Below are 15,176 nucleotides of genomic sequence, written 5' to 3'. Positions count from 1 at the left end.
CGAAGTTTGCTGCGAGCCGTTGAAGGATCGTGGTCCACTCGCTACCGCCTCGATCGCCGTGGAGGTACAACACGGTCGGGCCTTTACCGCTTCGCTGCACGTACGTGTCACAACCGCACACGGTCGTTCTCAATTCCTCAGGCTCCTGCTGCTCGATCATGATTAAGCCCTTTCCTTGTTTGAGCATCTTTGTCAAAACGTACCGAAGAATTCATCTTCGAGTCCGATAATGCGAGAGTCAACGTAAATAATGTCCGGGTGCGATGCGGGCGGTATAAACCTGAGACCGTCCAGGTCTGTTGGAGGAACTGCAATCACGCGATGGTTTAATTTGCCCGGCAAAATAAAAGGCTAAGGCGGTCAACTTCCAACCCGCATTTTCCTTAAACATTGGTGAAATATGGCCACACTATTTTTCCGCACTAGGAATCTCGTGAATATTTCCCGCTCTGATAGTGGCATTAAAACAATCTGCCATTAACAAGCTGACTTGAGATTTCGGCCGTGGGCTTGATTCAGGATCCATTGATTCGGAGTGTATGCCGATCATTCCGGTTCACTGACGCGTACGATGGCCTTGCCGAAATTCCTGCCTTCAACAAGCTCCAGAAGTCCTTGAGGTGCCGCGTCGATTCCTTCATACATATGCTCACGCGATTTCAGTTTTCCTTCGCTCCACCAGTTACGTAGCTGTCGAATGTAGGTATCGTATAAATGAACGTAGTCCCACAATACAAATCCTTCTACTCTGATTTGCTTCAGATTGATTGACCACCAGGGCCGCGGAGAACGATTGACCGGATCGTCCGGATCGATCCACCAGTCGGCCGTAGTTCCCACGACAGCCATACGGCCACGGAATTTCAGGCGACTGAAGACTAAGTCCGAGAAAGCGCCTCCGGCGAGATCGACATAAACATCAATCCCATTTGGACATAGTGCGTCAATCTTTGCGCCGGCTTCGGGGTCACGATAGCTGACGGCACCATCGAGGGCGAGTTCTTCGCGAAGATAGTTCAGTTTGTGTTCGGGGCCGGCACTGCCTATCACGCGACAGCCCATGATCTTCGCTACTTGCGAAACGACTTGGCCGACTGAGCCGGCGGCATTGCTGACGAACACGGTTTCTCCTGGGCGCGGCTTTCCGGCTTCGATCAATCCGATATGCCCTGTCAAACCTTGCTCACCCAGTGCGGACAGGCGCATATAAAGCGGCGCGTCGCCGGCGTCAAACTTCTGCACGACTGTTAAACCATCGCCGCCCGCGGCCGCTTCCGTCGACAAGGGAATCATGGTGGGTGTGCCGTCGCCTTTCCCCTTGCAAATCGAATGTGTCTGATAGCCCAGGTAGCCTTCGACAATGTCTCCTCGTGCGAAACGGGGGTCAGTCGACCTGACGACCTGGCCCACTCCGGCGCCCCGCAGCGTATCTCCCAGGGGGATTGGCGCCAGAACAGCGGCTTGTTCGGCTCCCGTCACCCCGAATCGATCAACCGGCTTGTCCATCAGTTGACGATGGTAGGGATCGAGGGAAAGATATAGCGTCCGAACCAGAACCTCGTAGCCACCCAATGGACGCACGGAGACTTCTTCGCGCTGGAAATTCGCAAGCGTGGCCTTGCCTTCGGGGTGGCTCTTCAACGTCCAGCGAATGTTTTTTGGCAAATCGTTCACGCAATCGGCCCCCGCTCCAGATATTGCGAGGCGTCACCGATTTCATATTGCCAAGCCATCGGCATCTTCTCGTCTTTGGACCTACCGCGGCCGTAATACGAAGTAAAGCCAAGCAGTTGCCGCAGGCGCGGGGGCAACTGCCTGGCTCGCTCGCGCGATATTACGAGCGTATGAGCTTCTTCGGGTTTCAGGTAGCCTGCATAAAAGCACAGTGTCATACCTCGCCGCGGAGCATTTGACATATTTGCTCCCGCGCCGTGCGCAACTTTGCCGGTGAAGAACATTCCGCTGCCAGCCCTCATTACCGCCGGCACAGTTTCAGGGCGATGAGAGACTTCATTCCAGTCAATATCGAGTTTGTGGGTTCCGGGAATTACGCGAGTAGCGCCGTTGTCTGCAGTGAAATCGGTTAGCGCAATCATGCAACTTGCAATCACCTCTGGTTTGTCGGCACCGCGCAGATGGAAGGGAGCATAGCCGCCGTCCTGATGGATGACTTGAGTCGGTGCACCGGGCCATACCTCCAGCACCTGTGCACTGCCGAGTTGGATGTCATAATTAGCGCCGTCGAGACACGCTTCAGCCCAGTCGAGAATGCGGTCCGTCAAAATGATGTCCGCGAAGCAGTGAGTGCGTGCCGCAAGGCCAGCGAGGCGTCGCGTGAACTTATCCGCTTCGGGGTCTATGGACATAATCTCGTTGCGTCGTTGCTCTACGAAAAACCTATCGACTTCACTGTTGAACCGGGCAAGCAGATCCGTGCATATTAGATTGGGCACGATGACTGCACCATCGAAGTCGGTAACCTCTTTAATTTGCGCGGCGCTCGTATTCTCTTCCAGAGTCACAATGTTTTTTGGCTGCGGCAACCGGTTAGTCATCCCATGCTCCTTTTTAATGAGTAGCAGCCTCGATTGTTTATTCTCGGGCTTACCGCGCAGCTTCATAATACAAGTCTGTCCTTTGCTGTATAGGTTCGGACGGGTCAGAGCCGTGTGCTTGGCGGCCAGTCGTTTTGTACTCAAGGACGCCGTTGCACTGGGTCGGCCCGAGTTTCACAGACACTCAATGAGCCGTTTTGCCAAGTGGCGCCGGCCAAACCTCCGCGAGGGGCTGGAGGAGTTGCCGCAGATGATTGTTTATGTGTATTCTGTGAGCAAGCATCAATTAGATTGATGATGTGGACGAGTAGGCGTTTTAGCTTCCTGATCACTGGGAAATACGAGACCAATTGGGTCGCACCCACATCCGCGAGCGATTTAAAATTCAACATGGCGGTGGTTTTATGTGGTCACCCAAGAAGAGCGAACTTCGCAAACCCCTATACGTCGGTTTGGTTGAATCCCTGGAGCAGGCGATCGCCATCGGAGCGGTTCGTGTAGGCGAGCGTTTGCCCCCGCAGCGCGGGCTGGCGTCGAGCCTCGGCGTAACGCTCGATGTAGTCACTCAAGCCTATCAACTTGCCGAATCGAAAGGCTTGATCGTGGGCATGGTCGGTCGCGGAACCTTCGTTGGTGCATTCCCCGAAACCGCACAGGCGGTTGACTCTGAGCCGAGACAGCTCGTCGACCTGCGGATGAACACGACGATGGTTTCGCCATTTAATGAGAGCCTCAATCGCTTGCTTGGCGCAATCGCTCGCCGTAAATCTTTACATGGCCTCTTCGAATTTCACCCCGGGCAGGGCATGGAGGCGCACCGCGCGGCAGGCGCACACTGGCTTTCGTTGAGGGGCCTCGCGTACACACTAGACGAGGTCGTGGTGTGCGACAACATGCGAGATGCTTTACTGGCGATTCTGGCGGCCTTGAGCTCAGGTCGGCATCTAATCCTGACCGAGTCTCTGCGGTTCGCGGACTTCCGCCGGCTGGCCGCGTTATTCGGGATCCGCGTGCGCGGCGTTGCTATGGACGTGAACGGACTGTCCCCGCAGGCTCTACGGGAAGCAGCTCGCGGCGAGGCAGTTGCAGCGATTTTCTGCTCGCCTACGGGGCATGATCCGACGAACATCACTATGCCGCTCGAAAGGAGGCATGAGATCATTGATGTTGCGCGCGAACTGGATTGTTTGATTGTGGAGGATGATACTGCGGGGCATCTCGCCGGGGATGATACTCCCACTCTCAGTGCGCTCGCGCCGGATCGATGCATTTATATTTGCGGCACCAATCGAAGTCTCGCTGTTGGTTTACGAATTGGCTATGCAGCTATGCGCGGCCCGGTGCGCTCACGATTGGATGATACGATTCCAGTATTGTCGTGGACGTCTTCCGCACTGCTCGGAGAAATTACATCGACCCTGATTGAGTCCCGGACAGGGGGACGGTTGCTCAATTGGCACCGTCAGGAGGCGGTTGCACGACAACAGATCGCGGCCGATGCACTTCAACGCGGATACCCGCCTTTGCGGTTTCCTAGTTACCATCTGTGGTTGCCGATGGCTCCAAACTGCACTGCAAAGGATTTTGCCGCGGAGTTGCTCGCGGAAGGCGTCGCTGTGTTGCCTGCAAGCGCCTTTTCCGTTGATGCAGAAGCAACGCCAGAATGCGTCCGAATTTCGATGGGCGGCGTCCGCGAGCGTGAGCGATTAGCCGAGGCATTGGCAATTGTGGCGCGCGTGTGGCGCAAGGGTGCGCGTTGACCGTGATATTCATTCGCAAGTGAACAATTCGTGTGCGCCCCCCGAAGTCTACTGCACTAACGCATTCCGCTATGATGCCCGAAACGACATGACATAGTGCGAGCCGATTTTTGTGAGCACCAACGTCATGTCCCGTGCTCGCAACCGCTGTTGAGGCGGCTCGGAACTGCAGCCCAGGTCAGTATAACCGTGAGCCGGGTGCCTCGCGCCTCGGCGATCAGATGGTATTTGCCACCGAGCGTGTGCTGATTCATGGGATTGGGTCCGTTTTTTCCCGCCAACATGGCGCGAATTGACGCGTTTGTCGCTGACAACGCGTCAATTCCATTTCTCCACCGTTTCTTAAGCTTCCGATACCGTGACAGACTTCGTCGCGAGGTACGGTTCGAGCGCTTCCGGGCCGCCTTCGGAACCATAGCCGGAGTCTTTCACACCGCCGAACGGCATTTCCGGCCACGGCGTGGCCGCCTGATTGATCCACAACATGCCGACTTCCAGCCGTTGGCTCAGCTGATGGATATGATTGAACGAGCGCGTGAATGCGTAACCGGCGAGGCCGTACGGCAGCCGGTTGGCTTCGCTGATGGCCTCGTCGAGCGAGTCGAAACCGCGAACCGCGGCGACCGGGCCGAACGGTTCGTTGTTGAAAACGTCGGCTTCGAGCGGAACGTCAGTCAACACGGTCGGCGCGAAGAAATTGCCGTCGCCGCCAATCGCTTCACCGCCGGTCGCGACGGTTGCGCCGACCGCGCGCGCGTTTTCGATGACTTTCCTGATGGCGCCGACCCGGCGGACATTGGCGAGCGGCCCGAGCGTCGTACCCTCGGCCAAGCCGTCGCCGACTTTCAGGCTCTCGGCATGCCGGACCAGCGCTTGTTCGAATTCGCGGCGGATGCTGTTGTGCACGAGAAAGCGGGTCGGCGAAATGCATACCTGACCGGCGTTGCGGAATTTCGCGCCGCCCGAGGTCTTGACAGCGAGTTCAAGATTCGCGTCTTCGGCGATAATCACCGGTGCGTGTCCGCCGAGCTCCATGGTCACACGCTTCATATGCTGGCCGGCAAGGGCGGCGAGTTGCTTGCCGACAGCGGTCGAGCCGGTGAACGTGATTTTGCGAATCGCCGGATGTGCGATCAGATGGTTCGAGATTTCGCCGGGGTTACCGGCGACCAGGCCAATCACGCCCTTCGGGATCCCTGCGTCCACAAACGCTTGCAGCAGTGCGGCCGGCGATGCCGGGGTCTCTTCGGGAACTTTGACTAGGAACGAGCAGCCGGTCGCGAGCGCGGCACTCAGTTTGCGGACCACCTGATTGATCGGGAAATTCCATGGCGTAAATGCGGCGACAGGGCCGATCGGTTCCTTGATCACAGTCTGCTGAGAGGTGAGGTTGCGGGCCGGCACGATCCGACCGTAGACACGCAATCCTTCATCGGCAAACCATTCGATGATGCCGGCCGCGGACAAGACTTCGATGTGGGCTTCGGCCAGCGGCTTGCCTTGTTCGAGCGTCATCAGGCGCGCGATTGAATCGGCGCGCTCGCGGACGAGTCCGGCAGCCTTGCGCATCAATGCGGCACGTTCGAAGGCGGGCACTCTGCGCCAAACCGCGAAACCACGCTGAGCAGCTTTTACCGCACGGTCTAGATCCTCGATGCCGGCATGCGCCACGCTGCCGATTGTTGCGCCCGTGGCGGGATTGACGACATTGAGGGTCTTGCCGCTTGCGGCGGGACCCCATTCGCCATCGATAAAGAGCGGGGTGTCCACGTATTCAGAAACTGCCATGTCTAACTCCTGTGCTCCAGCTTGAAACGGGTTTGGATCGAGTGTGTATGGGCGAGCGGAAGCTACATCGGACCATCAATCGGAAGTCGGGCGATTGCTACGGATCAGAGGCTTGTTGAAGCGAGCATCGGCTTCAACAAGACCGAATGTGTTTTGTAATGCGATCTGGCAGTGAGTCCCAAGGGTAGCGTTGAGACTAGAGAAAACATGCAAGCTGGCCCGCCAATTGTGATGCATCATACATCAAATGGCGTGCTGGTTGAAGTTAAAGGGTGCACCGGCAGCGTGCCGAAACACTTAGACCGCCGGTCGCACGGCTTACGAAGCCGTCAATCCCGGCCGCTCCTCAATGTGCCAGGCAGCCAGGTCATCCAGACGTGAGGCGCTGCCACGCAGCGCTTTGCCGTCCAGCGCAATGAACTGTCGTCCGGGCGGCGCTGACGCCTGTCGCTGGGCGAAATGACGCACCGCGCACTCCAGCTCATGCTCGTCGACCTGGAGCAGGAATTTGCGGATTCCTACCCAGCTCGGGGCCTTGCCCCCGTTCGTCCCGAACAGCCCATTCAGCCGCGCCAGGCGCTCGGCAATGAACACCTCAATCGTCCTGAGCGAGTTGGCGCCTGCCAACATCGACGTCACGATCGCACACAGCAGCGGCTCCAGCGCATAGCGCTTGCCTTGCTCGCGCCGTACATCGTGCAGTTCAGAAAATACACCCCCGAATATCATTCTCGTTTCCACTGCTTGCTTCGAAGCTCACGAAGCTAACACGGTCGAACGGAAGTTAACAGCCCTATGGAATACCCACAGGTTATCCGGCTCATCGTCGACAAGTAGGACTGTTGACATGGCGAGATGCGAGTCAGGACGTTTACGGAGGAGCCGCAACGACCGTGCCGAAGACCTCCAGCCGCTGGCTCCAGCAAGGCTATGAAAATGGTGGCAATGGTGCGGGTCACACATACATAATTGCCAAAACGCAGCGGAAGGGTATACGCCAGCATCTCCTCAACCATGCGCAGGTGGAGCGGGAACCGATAGTACAGCCACACGGCGTAGCTGATGATGCGCGGCGGAAATCGGTAGCCCTTGGACGAAATCGGCGCCTCGGCCGACGGCAAAACGGAGACGGAACCTTTCTTCATGCCCCACTATATTCGTCGACCCCGGCGCCAACTTGACAATGCCCGACGTGCATAGTTAGTCGCCCGCGAGGCAATCATCGAAACCGCCCTCGGACTTGAAAAGCATTCGTTTGGATATACAATACGATTTATGTGTATCTATTGGAGTTAATGATGCAAGTCGCTAAATGGGGCAACAGCCTTGCCGTCCGGCTGCCCGCGAGCGTCGTCGATGCACTCGGTCTGAAGGAGGGCGACGACATTGAGATCTATGCCGAACAGTCCGGTGCGTTCTCGGTCAGCAAAAAGCCGACGGACGCTGAGCGGATCGAGCGCCTGCGCAAGTACCGCGGACGACTGCCCGCCGACTTCAAGTTCGATCGGGAATCGCTCAGCGAAAGGGGAAACGCTGAATGACGGTTGAGGCACCGGCGCGATTTGCCGTCGATAGCAATGTGATTGCCTACCTGTTCTCCGGCGACGCCGCGAAGGCCGACCGGGCCGAGGCGCTGGTGGTGCAGGGGGCGCGGATGCCCGTCATCAGCACGCAGGTAATGAACGAAGTTACGCTCGTCATGAGCCGGAAAATGGGGCTCTCGTGGCCGGAGATCTACGTTCTCCTAGGCGATGTGGAGGAGTTCTGCGAGATCGTGCCACTGACGCTTGAAGTCAACAAGGAAGCACGCCGTATCGCCGAACACTACGGATTCAGATTCTACGATTCGTGCATCATCGCCTTCGCGTTGCTTGAAGAGTGCGAAGTACTTTACAGCGAAGATATGCAACACGGCCAGGTCATCTTCGACCGGCTGACGGTGGTCAATCCGTTCCGGTCACCCAGTTGACCGCCGTCTGATTCGTCGTCGGGCGTCGCGCGGTTTGTAGTTTGAGCTCGTGGCCGCGACGTTGATGCGTCGATTCAAGCGAGCCGAATCGCTTCACCGGCTGATTAGACCGCCTGCGTTCTGCCCGCGCTCTAATTTGACATAATTAAAGTGATCACTTTTCGTGATTGTAGAAGCTAAGTTGTAATGTCCGCTTTTAGCCAAGTTCAAATGTCCGCTTTTTTCGCAGCGTAAGCTGACCCGCCGCCGGCGTTCCGGCGCGGGAGGCGTTAATGGCTGCGACCGAACGGATAACAATGACGATGCGCGAACTGGACAGGTTCAAGGTCATTCAGGACGTCGCCGACGGCAAGCTCAAGCCGTGGCGCGCGGCAGAACGGCTCAGGCTGACGACGCGGCAGGTTCGCCGCCTCGTTGACCGGTTGTGCGAGCATGGGCCGGAAGGTCTCGTATCGCGCCGGCGCGCGAAGCCCAGCAACAACCGGCTGGATCCAGTGAAGGCGGATCAGGCCTGTCGATCATCCGTGACCGCTATGCCGATTTCGGACCGACGCTGGCGTGCGAGAAGCTGTACGAATCGCACGGCATCCGCCTTGCCAAGGAGACGGTCAGGCGCCTGATGACGGACGCAGGTCTGTGGGTGCCCCGGCGGCAGCGGCCACCGAAGATTTACCAGCCGCGTGCGCGGCGCGCGTGTCTGGGCGAGCTGATCCAGATCGATGGCAGCGATCACCGGTGGTTCGAGGAACGGGCGCCGGCCTGCTCGCTGCTGGTGTACGTCGACGATGCGACCAGCCAGCTGATGATGCTGCATTTCACGGCGACCGAGTCGACCTTCAGCTACTTCGAGGCGACGCGCGCGTACATCGGGCGCCACGGCAAGCCCGTCGCGTTCTACAGCGACAAGTACAGCGTGTTTCGCAAGACGGGTGCGAACAAGGATGGCAACAGTGTGACCCATTTCGGCCGGGCGATGTACGAGCTGAACATCGACACGTTCTGCGCGAACAGTAGCCCCGCAAAGGGGCGCGTCGAACGGGCACACCTGACGTTGCAGGACCGGCTCGTAAAAGAATTGCGGTTGCGTGGCATCAGCACGGCTGCCGGAGCCAATGCGTATGCGCCTGCCTTCATGGCAAATTACAACGCGCGCTTCGCGAAGCCACCAAAGAGCGGATTCGATGCTCACCGCCCACTCAGGGCTGACGAGAATCTTGATCTGGTGTTCACGTGGCGCGAGCCGCGCAAGGTGAGCAAGTCGTTGACGGTGCGGTATGACCGCGTCACGTATCTGCTGAACGACACGCCCGAGCACCGCAAACTGATCGGCCGGCATATCGAGGTCTGGGAGTACCCGGACGGGCGTATCGAACTCCGCGCCGATGGTCATGTACTGTCATGCAGACAGTACGACCGGCTGACCGAAGTTGACCAGGGCGCGGTCGTTGAGCACAAGCGGCTGGGTCACGTGCTTCAGGTCTCGCAGGTGATCCAGGCTCAACGCGATAACAGCCGGATCGGAAAAGCGCCTTCGCGAACCCACCTGGGCGTGCCGACCCGGGTCCAAAGCCGCTCGCCAGGCAAGAAGAAACAGCGCGAGTTCACGCAGGCCGATATCAATGGTGTGATTCTGGCACAGTCGCAGCAGCGGCAAATGCAACAACCACGCAAACCTGGCCCTCGGTCTGCAAAGGTGATCGACGCAGACGTAAGCGCCCTGCCAGTTCAGGCGTCGTCCTTCAACAATGTGTGAGACAAAAGGCGTTAGAAACAAACCCCTTAAACCCGGACATTTCAACTTAGCCGGAAAGCGGACATTTGAATCTGGCTTTGACAGTGATGTAGCGGCAATATGAGAATGTCGTGTTCTAGCAAGATACAGATGTCGTGTTTTACCGCGGCCGTACGCTGCCTCACAATTCAGTGAGCCGTCCAGTTGGAGCGTACTTCAGCCGGACGTCAGGGACCTGCGCAAAGGGAGTCACAATAAAGTCGATTTCGCCGTTAGTTGGCACCTTTGCATCAACGCCCAATGCCTAAATCTGATGGTTTTGGCCGTCAGCGTACGCAAACGGCCGACTCTTGACGGCACCCCCGGTTTGCCGGGTACTGCCGTTCGGCGAGCAGGTCGGGGCAGCGCGCTCGCGAAATTATACCCATATAGATATAATTTCGTGCATAGAGAAAAAGCCAAAAAAGCTGCACTGGGTCGGATCCGCCAGGAAGGATTTGATGGCGATGCCCGAGGCCGTCAAGGACACATTTGGATATGCGCTGCATCTGGCGCAGGCAGGATCAAAACACGCGGCCGCGAAGCCGCTATCGGGCTTTGGATCGGCGGGCGTTATCGAGGTTGTGGAATCGGCCGAAGGCGGCACATACCGCGCGGTGTACACGGTGAAGTTGGCGGGAAGCGTCTATGTGCTGCATTGTTTCCAGAAGAAGTCCGCGCACGGCATCGCAACGCCGAAGCCGGACATGGACGTCATTCGGAGCCGATTGAAGGCGGCCGAGGATCATGCGAAAGGAGTCGCAAAATGGTCGGGATCGAAGAAAGCAGCGGTAATGTGTATGCCGATTTAGGCGTGCCTGATGCTGACGAAATGCTGGTAAAGGCGCAACTCGCAACGAAGATTGAGGAAATCATCAAGGCCCGGAAATGGACGCAGATTTGGGCCGCCGAAGTACTCGGAATGACGCAGCCGAAACTATCGAACATGCTGCGTGGTCAGTTTCGCGGAATCAGCGAGGCAAAGATGCTTGAGTGCCTTGCGAAGCTCGGACGCAACGTGCGAATCGTCGTCGGGCCAGCACGCCGCTCCACGAAAGCCGGACGCGTCGAAGTCGTGTTCGAGTCGCATGCGTGACCCGCAGGCGCCGAGCCGGTGAGGCTTGGCGATGCTCTCCGGGATCCACCCGGCTACGTTTGTGCTTCATGCGCGGCATCTACCGCGAGGTGGTACGGTCCACGTCCGGAGCGCACGCTCACCGACTGGCTAGCTGACATGCGCCACGCCGCGCTGCCCGGCGAGGACATCCAGATCGGTCGGATGCTTGCGGAGTCGATCGCGGCTCTGGAATACATCATTATTGCGCGCGGCGGCCGGTTGCCGCCTGAGTTGATGCAAAGGTAAGTCGTTCGGGTGTGGTTGCCTGACCCTGCGCGGAAGCTCGTCATCAGCACGCTACGGGGCCCCTCACTGCAGTAAAAGCAAACAAGGACACGTGATTTTTCCGCAAATCCGGGGCGCTAGAGATTTCGGGTTTCAGTGCAACAAGCCGAGGTAACCCGGCGGTGCAAATGGTCGTTGATGTTCCTGAAAAAGCTCACCGTACCGAGGAGCCTTTATCTTCTAATACGCAACTAACTGTCTGTTCCAGCTGCGCAAACGTCAAACCCGAAACCGCCTGCAGGGCTGGTCCCGATGAGGTCTGGTCTGGCACTCAATTCCCGCTGGCGATCGTCGTTCACGGGCGCCGGGTACAGCTGGATCGTTCGTCCGTCGACGGTTAGCACCAGCTGACTTCTGGTAGATTGATTGTTGCGCGGCGCAGGTACAAATAGAGAAGACCGCGAACGATTCTGTCGAGGCACGTTATGGAAGTTCCTGATCACGCAGCCGCCGTCTCGCCAGATGGACGCGCCGTGGTTTTCACGCTGTCGGTTCGCGGCCGTGAGGTCGAAGGCGCTGTTGCGCGTGACGCACTCGAGCAGCACTTCTGGCTACCGCGTGGCGCCGACGCGGCGCGCACACTCAGGACCTTTGAAAACGGTCGCAACCGCATTGCGGCGCTCGCACAAAGAAAGCTGCTTGCGCGGCCCCACACGTCGCTGTGGCTGGCCGTCAACGACTTCGTCACCCGGTAGCCGGAAGTTAAGTGACGAAGGCTCCCGCACGCCGGATGCGGCATCTCCACGACACACAAAAAAGCACGACCGTTCAAATGTTGATCATTTATCTTATGTCAAATTGACGCGGTCCCTTACCGGCTGACCCGGGCAGTCACATCTAACGTATCTAGCCGGCGCCAAAGCTGTCACTGCCGTTCAGTTGGCGTGACGCCGATATCGCAACTCCTTCTGGCTGCGAATAGCGACCACCAGCACAACGTCCAGCTCAGCCACAAAACGATACAGCGCAAGATAGCCATGCGCGCCATTCGAAATGACCAGCTCGCGCATCGCATCGGGGCCACTAACAGGCCGTCCAATCTGAGGACTCGTCTGAAGGATGTCTAGCGCGCGAACGATATCGTCAATGTGTTTTGCGGCGCTCGCCGCGTTGTGTTCAAACAGGAAGTCAAAGATCCGCTCAAAATCATCGCGAACTTCAGGCGCCAGAACTATTCGCGCCATCGCTTGACCTTCGGTGTTCCCGGATCGTGCCCTGCGGCCCGCTGGCCTATGTAATCACGCATGTCGGCCCACTCAATTCCGAGGCCGTTCTCCAGCATGTTTGCGAGGCGGTCGTTACCCTCAGTGAGAAATTCGCGACGCAGTTCTTCGCTGGTGACCCTCTCCGCAATCGCCTCCAGCATGAAGCTGTGGGCTGTAGTCCCCGATTCTTCAGCTAGTCTGGAGATCCGATCGCGGAGTTCCGGCGGAAGGCGGAGCGTGGTGGTAGACATAGAGGCCTCTCATGTGTCACATCTGTGCTACATCATACTCTCTCAAGTTTGCCAGTGCACGCCCTTGTCCAAACCCAAGCAGGGAACCAAAAACAGGGACATACCTAATTATGTCAAATACCGTATCCGAAGATTGCTCCGGTTTGAAAGGAGTCGTGTCGGACGGGCTGAGCCGGTATCAGTAGTTTCCGAAAAACTACTGATACCGGCTTGCCTGGTATAGAGTATTATTCTCAGTAATTTATAAAAAACTACTGAGATAACCATGGTCATCTCTGCAACTGGATCCCTCTACACCCTTCACGAGACTGCGCTACATGCGATGTACGCCGACCTCGAACGCGTCGCGCAGATACAGGATAAGGTTTTCATCGGTGCACCCGGGACCATCGTCCAGCACCGCAAAGGCGAGGCTGAGTACTACGCGCGTCAGTATCTCGATGGCGACGGCCGGCAGCGGCAGGCGTATCTCGCGGGGCCTGTCGGCTCGCCAGAGGCGGACACGCTCAAACAATCGGTGCAGAACCGTATCGACGAGGTCAAGGCTGTGATCAAGACCGTGCGCGAACTCGCCAAGCTCAACTTCGGCGTAGCCGATGCGAAGACCTATGCGACCGTTGGCGCACTGTTCAACCACGGCGTGTTTGCCGCGGGCGGCACGCTGGTCGGCTCCCACGCGTACGGCGTGATCCTGAACCGGCTCGGCATCCGCGCGGCAAGCTATCACACCGAGGACATCGACATCGCGCGACGCGAGCAGCTCGCGCTCTCCGATATTCCGGCCGGCGGACTTCTCGAAATCCTCAAGCAGACGGGCATCCGGTTTGTCGAGGTGCCAGGGCTCGACCGATCGGCGCCAGCAACGTCCTTCAAGGAGGCGGGAGCGTCGCGTTTTCATGTTGACCTGCTTGTGCCGTCGGCCGACGAGAATTTTACAATCCGGCCAGTACCCGAACTTAAGGCGCACGCCGCCGGCCTCCCCTACCTTGCCTACGTCCTTGGAACCTCGCAGAACGGCGTGCTGCTCTCGCGCCACGGTGCAGTGCCGGTACGCGTGCCAGACGCCAACCGGTTTGCCGTACACAAGCTGCTCGTCTCCCAGTTGCGCACGAACGACAACACGAAGTCTCTCAAGGATCTGCAGCAGGCTGCCGTTGTCATCGGCTTTCTCGGTGAGCATCATCCCGGCAGTATTGAAGATGCGTGCGAAGCGCTCCCGGCCAGTGCGCGCAGTCGCGTCAAGCGTGCAGTCGCGCCGCTCGAAAGGCTGCTTGAAGCGCATCCGGCAGCCCTCGACGAAGTGCGAGAGGCGCTCGCGGACTAGCGCGGTGTCGATGTCATGTCATGTCGAATCAATTAATCTTCGATTCTCTTTTATGTCTACATGAACGCCCCCGTTTGCGCCAGATGTTCGAGGTCTTGACGAATAGGATGGGCTGCAGCTGTACATCCGCCTCTTTGCAGCTTCCGCTTCGCTGCCGGCCCCTATGAAATCCGCTGACTCACGCCTCATTCAAATCGCGAGCTTGTGAAACTCAGACATAAAAGCAGGTTTCGTGAATCCCGGGTCCCGCCCGATTTGTCATTACACTCGAATGCCGCCGCAACTTTTGACGTTCCATCCCTTGAATCGAGAACCCCTTTAGCAGACCGATGAAACCATGCTGGCCTAACACTGACGTAATCCTTCCGGTAGGGCTGTTGATGTGGGAAGGAAATTCGAAGCCGCCTGCAACGAATTATTTCTCAATGTTCGCAATCAACGAGGGCGGCGGCAAGCTCGCGCAACGGTCCCCAGGCCGCCGAATGCCCGTTGGCATTGCCAGCGAGAATTGCGCGCGTGCGCTTACCGATCTTCCGCTGTACCTTTGCCACGTCGAGGCAGCCGCTCCAGTAATCAATATCGGCAAACACCGGTGCCGTGTCTGTTAGGGTGATCGCGTGCGCGACCTGATGCCACGTGTGCGACGCGCAGATAACTTCGTCGCCCGGGCCGATGCCGAGCGCACGCAGCACAATCCAGGTGCCGAACGTGCCGTCGCCACGGCCACCGCGTGGGCGCGGTCGCTCCAGCCGGCAAGGCAGCCTCAAACGAATCGAGCATTGGTCCATCGCTCCAAGGCGAACATTGCAGTACTGCATGGACGAGTTCGCTCTCTCGCGCCCCGCAGGCTGGCTCGCTAAGTGTGATTTGGTCAGTCGCCATCGCAGGCTTCCTCCTCGGCCACGATGAGCATATCGGCCTCACTTGCCTGTGCCGTCACAGACACGCAAAACCCTGTCGACGTCGCGAGATAGACGCGGCGGCCACGAAACTCGAGAACCGGCTTTTCATTGCGCAGTTCGACCGCGCCGATCCGCATGACACGCACGTCGGGATAGCGCTTTCGCCAACTTGCCGCGGCTTCCAGCAGCGTCGGTTCGTTGAGAATCAACTGGGCTATCACACAAATCTGATTTGCTGTGAGCGCCATG

The 15,176-nt window shown here is 58.1% G+C and carries 16 protein-coding genes and 3 pseudogenes; 9 read left to right on the top strand and 10 right to left on the bottom strand.

What is annotated here, in order from left to right:
* Nucleotides 1-546: 546 nt before the first annotated feature.
* Both B0G73_RS35475 and B0G73_RS35470 read right to left on the bottom strand, forming a co-directional pair.
* Nucleotides 547-1,674, bottom strand: a complete 1,128-nt coding sequence (locus tag B0G73_RS35475) for an NADP-dependent oxidoreductase (RefSeq protein ID WP_106285719.1) — start codon at nucleotides 1,672-1,674, stop codon at nucleotides 547-549.
* Nucleotides 1,671-2,555, bottom strand: a complete 885-nt coding sequence (locus tag B0G73_RS35470; protein WP_181196721.1) for a phytanoyl-CoA dioxygenase family protein — start codon at nucleotides 2,553-2,555, stop codon at nucleotides 1,671-1,673. Before B0G73_RS35470 ends, B0G73_RS35475 begins: the two co-directional genes overlap by 4 nt.
* 350 nt (nucleotides 2,556-2,905) lie before the next feature.
* Here B0G73_RS35470 and B0G73_RS35465 point away from each other — a divergent pair, with 350 nt between their 5' ends.
* On the top strand, nucleotides 2,906-4,315 hold the full coding sequence (locus B0G73_RS35465) for a PLP-dependent aminotransferase family protein (protein WP_146142607.1): 1,410 nt from the start codon (nucleotides 2,906-2,908) through the stop codon (nucleotides 4,313-4,315).
* A 342-nt stretch (nucleotides 4,316-4,657) separates the two neighbouring features.
* On the opposite strand, the gene B0G73_RS35460 is transcribed toward B0G73_RS35465, so the two are convergent.
* From B0G73_RS35460 to B0G73_RS35450, 3 genes and pseudogenes are all read right to left on the bottom strand, one after another.
* The gene (locus tag B0G73_RS35460) at nucleotides 4,658-6,103 is read right to left on the bottom strand and encodes an NAD-dependent succinate-semialdehyde dehydrogenase (protein ID WP_106285716.1); all 1,446 of its coding nucleotides are present in this window, start codon (nucleotides 6,101-6,103) and stop codon (nucleotides 4,658-4,660) included.
* 318 nt (nucleotides 6,104-6,421) lie between these two features.
* Nucleotides 6,422-6,832, bottom strand: coding sequence for a transposase family protein (locus tag B0G73_RS35455; RefSeq protein WP_106285715.1), 411 nt, complete (start codon nucleotides 6,830-6,832; stop codon nucleotides 6,422-6,424).
* Between the two features lie 269 nt (nucleotides 6,833-7,101).
* Nucleotides 7,102-7,248: pseudogene (locus B0G73_RS35450) on the bottom strand (IS6 family transposase); the annotation flags it as partial.
* Nucleotides 7,249-7,401: 153 nt separating this feature from the next.
* Here B0G73_RS35450 and B0G73_RS35445 point away from each other — a divergent pair.
* Together B0G73_RS35445 and B0G73_RS35440 are read left to right on the top strand one after the other, a co-directional pair.
* Nucleotides 7,402-7,644: an AbrB/MazE/SpoVT family DNA-binding domain-containing protein gene (locus B0G73_RS35445; RefSeq protein ID WP_106285714.1), complete on the top strand. Its 243-nt coding sequence runs from the start codon at nucleotides 7,402-7,404 to the stop codon at nucleotides 7,642-7,644.
* Nucleotides 7,641-8,072 (top strand): PIN domain-containing protein, encoded by a 432-nt coding sequence (locus B0G73_RS35440; protein WP_106285713.1) that lies wholly within the window; start codon nucleotides 7,641-7,643, stop codon nucleotides 8,070-8,072. The genes B0G73_RS35445 and B0G73_RS35440 overlap by 4 nt, the downstream gene beginning before the upstream one ends.
* Nucleotides 8,073-8,268: 196 nt before the next feature.
* Here B0G73_RS35440 and B0G73_RS41590 read toward each other — a convergent pair whose 3' ends face one another.
* Nucleotides 8,269-8,403, bottom strand: a complete 135-nt coding sequence (locus B0G73_RS41590; RefSeq protein WP_258194119.1) for a hypothetical protein — start codon at nucleotides 8,401-8,403, stop codon at nucleotides 8,269-8,271.
* On the opposite strand from B0G73_RS41590, the pseudogene B0G73_RS35435 reads away from it, so the two are divergent.
* The 5 genes and pseudogenes from B0G73_RS35435 (at nucleotide 8,345) to B0G73_RS35420 (ending at nucleotide 11,940) form a co-directional block, all read left to right on the top strand.
* A pseudogene (locus B0G73_RS35435) lies at nucleotides 8,345-9,825 on the top strand (ISNCY family transposase). The gene B0G73_RS41590 and the pseudogene B0G73_RS35435 overlap by 59 nt on opposite strands.
* A 479-nt stretch (nucleotides 9,826-10,304) precedes the next feature.
* On the top strand, nucleotides 10,305-10,655 hold the full coding sequence (locus tag B0G73_RS35430) for a type II toxin-antitoxin system RelE/ParE family toxin (RefSeq protein WP_106285712.1): 351 nt from the start codon (nucleotides 10,305-10,307) through the stop codon (nucleotides 10,653-10,655).
* Nucleotides 10,610-10,939 carry a helix-turn-helix domain-containing protein gene (locus B0G73_RS35425; RefSeq protein WP_106285711.1) on the top strand — a complete coding sequence of 110 codons (330 nt, stop codon included), beginning with the start codon at nucleotides 10,610-10,612 and terminating at the stop codon, nucleotides 10,937-10,939. Before B0G73_RS35430 ends, B0G73_RS35425 begins: the two co-directional genes overlap by 46 nt.
* A 138-nt stretch (nucleotides 10,940-11,077) precedes the next feature.
* Nucleotides 11,078-11,206 carry a hypothetical protein gene (locus tag B0G73_RS41585; RefSeq protein WP_258194117.1) on the top strand — a complete coding sequence of 43 codons (129 nt, stop codon included), beginning with the start codon at nucleotides 11,078-11,080 and terminating at the stop codon, nucleotides 11,204-11,206.
* Between the two features lie 464 nt (nucleotides 11,207-11,670).
* On the top strand, nucleotides 11,671-11,940 hold the full coding sequence (locus B0G73_RS35420) for a DUF1488 family protein (protein ID WP_106285710.1): 270 nt from the start codon (nucleotides 11,671-11,673) through the stop codon (nucleotides 11,938-11,940).
* Between the two features lie 180 nt (nucleotides 11,941-12,120).
* Here the strand turns inward: B0G73_RS35420 and B0G73_RS35415 are convergent, their stop codons facing one another.
* On the bottom strand, nucleotides 12,121-12,429 hold the full coding sequence (locus B0G73_RS35415; RefSeq protein WP_106285709.1) for a type II toxin-antitoxin system RelE/ParE family toxin: 309 nt from the start codon (nucleotides 12,427-12,429) through the stop codon (nucleotides 12,121-12,123).
* Nucleotides 12,417-12,701 (bottom strand): CopG family ribbon-helix-helix protein, encoded by a 285-nt coding sequence (locus tag B0G73_RS35410; protein ID WP_106285708.1) that lies wholly within the window; start codon nucleotides 12,699-12,701, stop codon nucleotides 12,417-12,419. Before B0G73_RS35410 ends, B0G73_RS35415 begins: the two co-directional genes overlap by 13 nt.
* 265 nt (nucleotides 12,702-12,966) lie before the next feature.
* On the opposite strand from B0G73_RS35410, the gene B0G73_RS35405 reads away from it, so the two are divergent.
* Nucleotides 12,967-14,025 carry a GSU2403 family nucleotidyltransferase fold protein gene (locus B0G73_RS35405; RefSeq protein ID WP_106285707.1) on the top strand — a complete coding sequence of 353 codons (1,059 nt, stop codon included), beginning with the start codon at nucleotides 12,967-12,969 and terminating at the stop codon, nucleotides 14,023-14,025.
* A 443-nt stretch (nucleotides 14,026-14,468) separates the two neighbouring features.
* Here B0G73_RS35405 and B0G73_RS35400 read toward each other — a convergent pair.
* Together B0G73_RS35400 and B0G73_RS35395 are read right to left on the bottom strand one after the other, a co-directional pair.
* Nucleotides 14,469-14,907, bottom strand: a pseudogene (locus B0G73_RS35400) (DegT/DnrJ/EryC1/StrS family aminotransferase); the annotation flags it as partial.
* Complete coding sequence (locus tag B0G73_RS35395) at nucleotides 14,897-15,175, bottom strand: hypothetical protein (RefSeq protein ID WP_106285706.1); 279 nt, start codon at nucleotides 15,173-15,175, stop codon at nucleotides 14,897-14,899. The gene B0G73_RS35395 and the pseudogene B0G73_RS35400, both read right to left, overlap by 11 nt.
* Nucleotide 15,176: the final 1 nt, after the last annotated feature.

This window comes from Paraburkholderia sp. BL25I1N1, from assembly GCF_003002025.1.
Lineage (GTDB): Bacteria > Pseudomonadota > Gammaproteobacteria > Burkholderiales > Burkholderiaceae > Paraburkholderia.
The sequence above is the reverse complement of the archived record's forward strand: the minus strand, read 5'-3'. Positions and strand labels throughout refer to the sequence as shown.

Excerpts from the sequence above, each read along its gene's own strand:
- B0G73_RS35420 (WP_106285710.1), top strand. The coding sequence starts at position 11,671 with ATGGAAGTTCCTGATCACGCAGCCGCCGTCTCGCCAGATGGACGCGCC.
- B0G73_RS35445 (WP_106285714.1), top strand. The coding sequence starts at position 7,402 with ATGCAAGTCGCTAAATGGGGCAACAGCCTTGCCGTCCGGCTGCCCGCG.
- B0G73_RS35460 (WP_106285716.1), bottom strand. The coding sequence starts at position 6,103 with ATGGCAGTTTCTGAATACGTGGACACCCCGCTCTTTATCGATGGCGAA.
- B0G73_RS35410 (WP_106285708.1), bottom strand. The coding sequence starts at position 12,701 with ATGTCTACCACCACGCTCCGCCTTCCGCCGGAACTCCGCGATCGGATC.
- B0G73_RS35405 (WP_106285707.1), top strand. The coding sequence starts at position 12,967 with ATGGTCATCTCTGCAACTGGATCCCTCTACACCCTTCACGAGACTGCG.
- B0G73_RS35415 (WP_106285709.1), bottom strand. The coding sequence starts at position 12,429 with ATGGCGCGAATAGTTCTGGCGCCTGAAGTTCGCGATGATTTTGAGCGG.
- B0G73_RS35440 (WP_106285713.1), top strand. The coding sequence starts at position 7,641 with ATGACGGTTGAGGCACCGGCGCGATTTGCCGTCGATAGCAATGTGATT.
- B0G73_RS41585 (WP_258194117.1), top strand. The coding sequence starts at position 11,078 with ATGCGCCACGCCGCGCTGCCCGGCGAGGACATCCAGATCGGTCGGATG.
- B0G73_RS35430 (WP_106285712.1), top strand. The coding sequence starts at position 10,305 with ATGGCGATGCCCGAGGCCGTCAAGGACACATTTGGATATGCGCTGCAT.
- B0G73_RS35425 (WP_106285711.1), top strand. The coding sequence starts at position 10,610 with ATGGTCGGGATCGAAGAAAGCAGCGGTAATGTGTATGCCGATTTAGGC.
- B0G73_RS35470 (WP_181196721.1), bottom strand. The coding sequence starts at position 2,555 with ATGACTAACCGGTTGCCGCAGCCAAAAAACATTGTGACTCTGGAAGAG.
- B0G73_RS41590 (WP_258194119.1), bottom strand. The coding sequence starts at position 8,403 with ATGACCTTGAACCTGTCCAGTTCGCGCATCGTCATTGTTATCCGTTCG.
- B0G73_RS35455 (WP_106285715.1), bottom strand. The coding sequence starts at position 6,832 with ATGATATTCGGGGGTGTATTTTCTGAACTGCACGATGTACGGCGCGAG.
- B0G73_RS35395 (WP_106285706.1), bottom strand. The coding sequence starts at position 15,175 with ATGGCGCTCACAGCAAATCAGATTTGTGTGATAGCCCAGTTGATTCTC.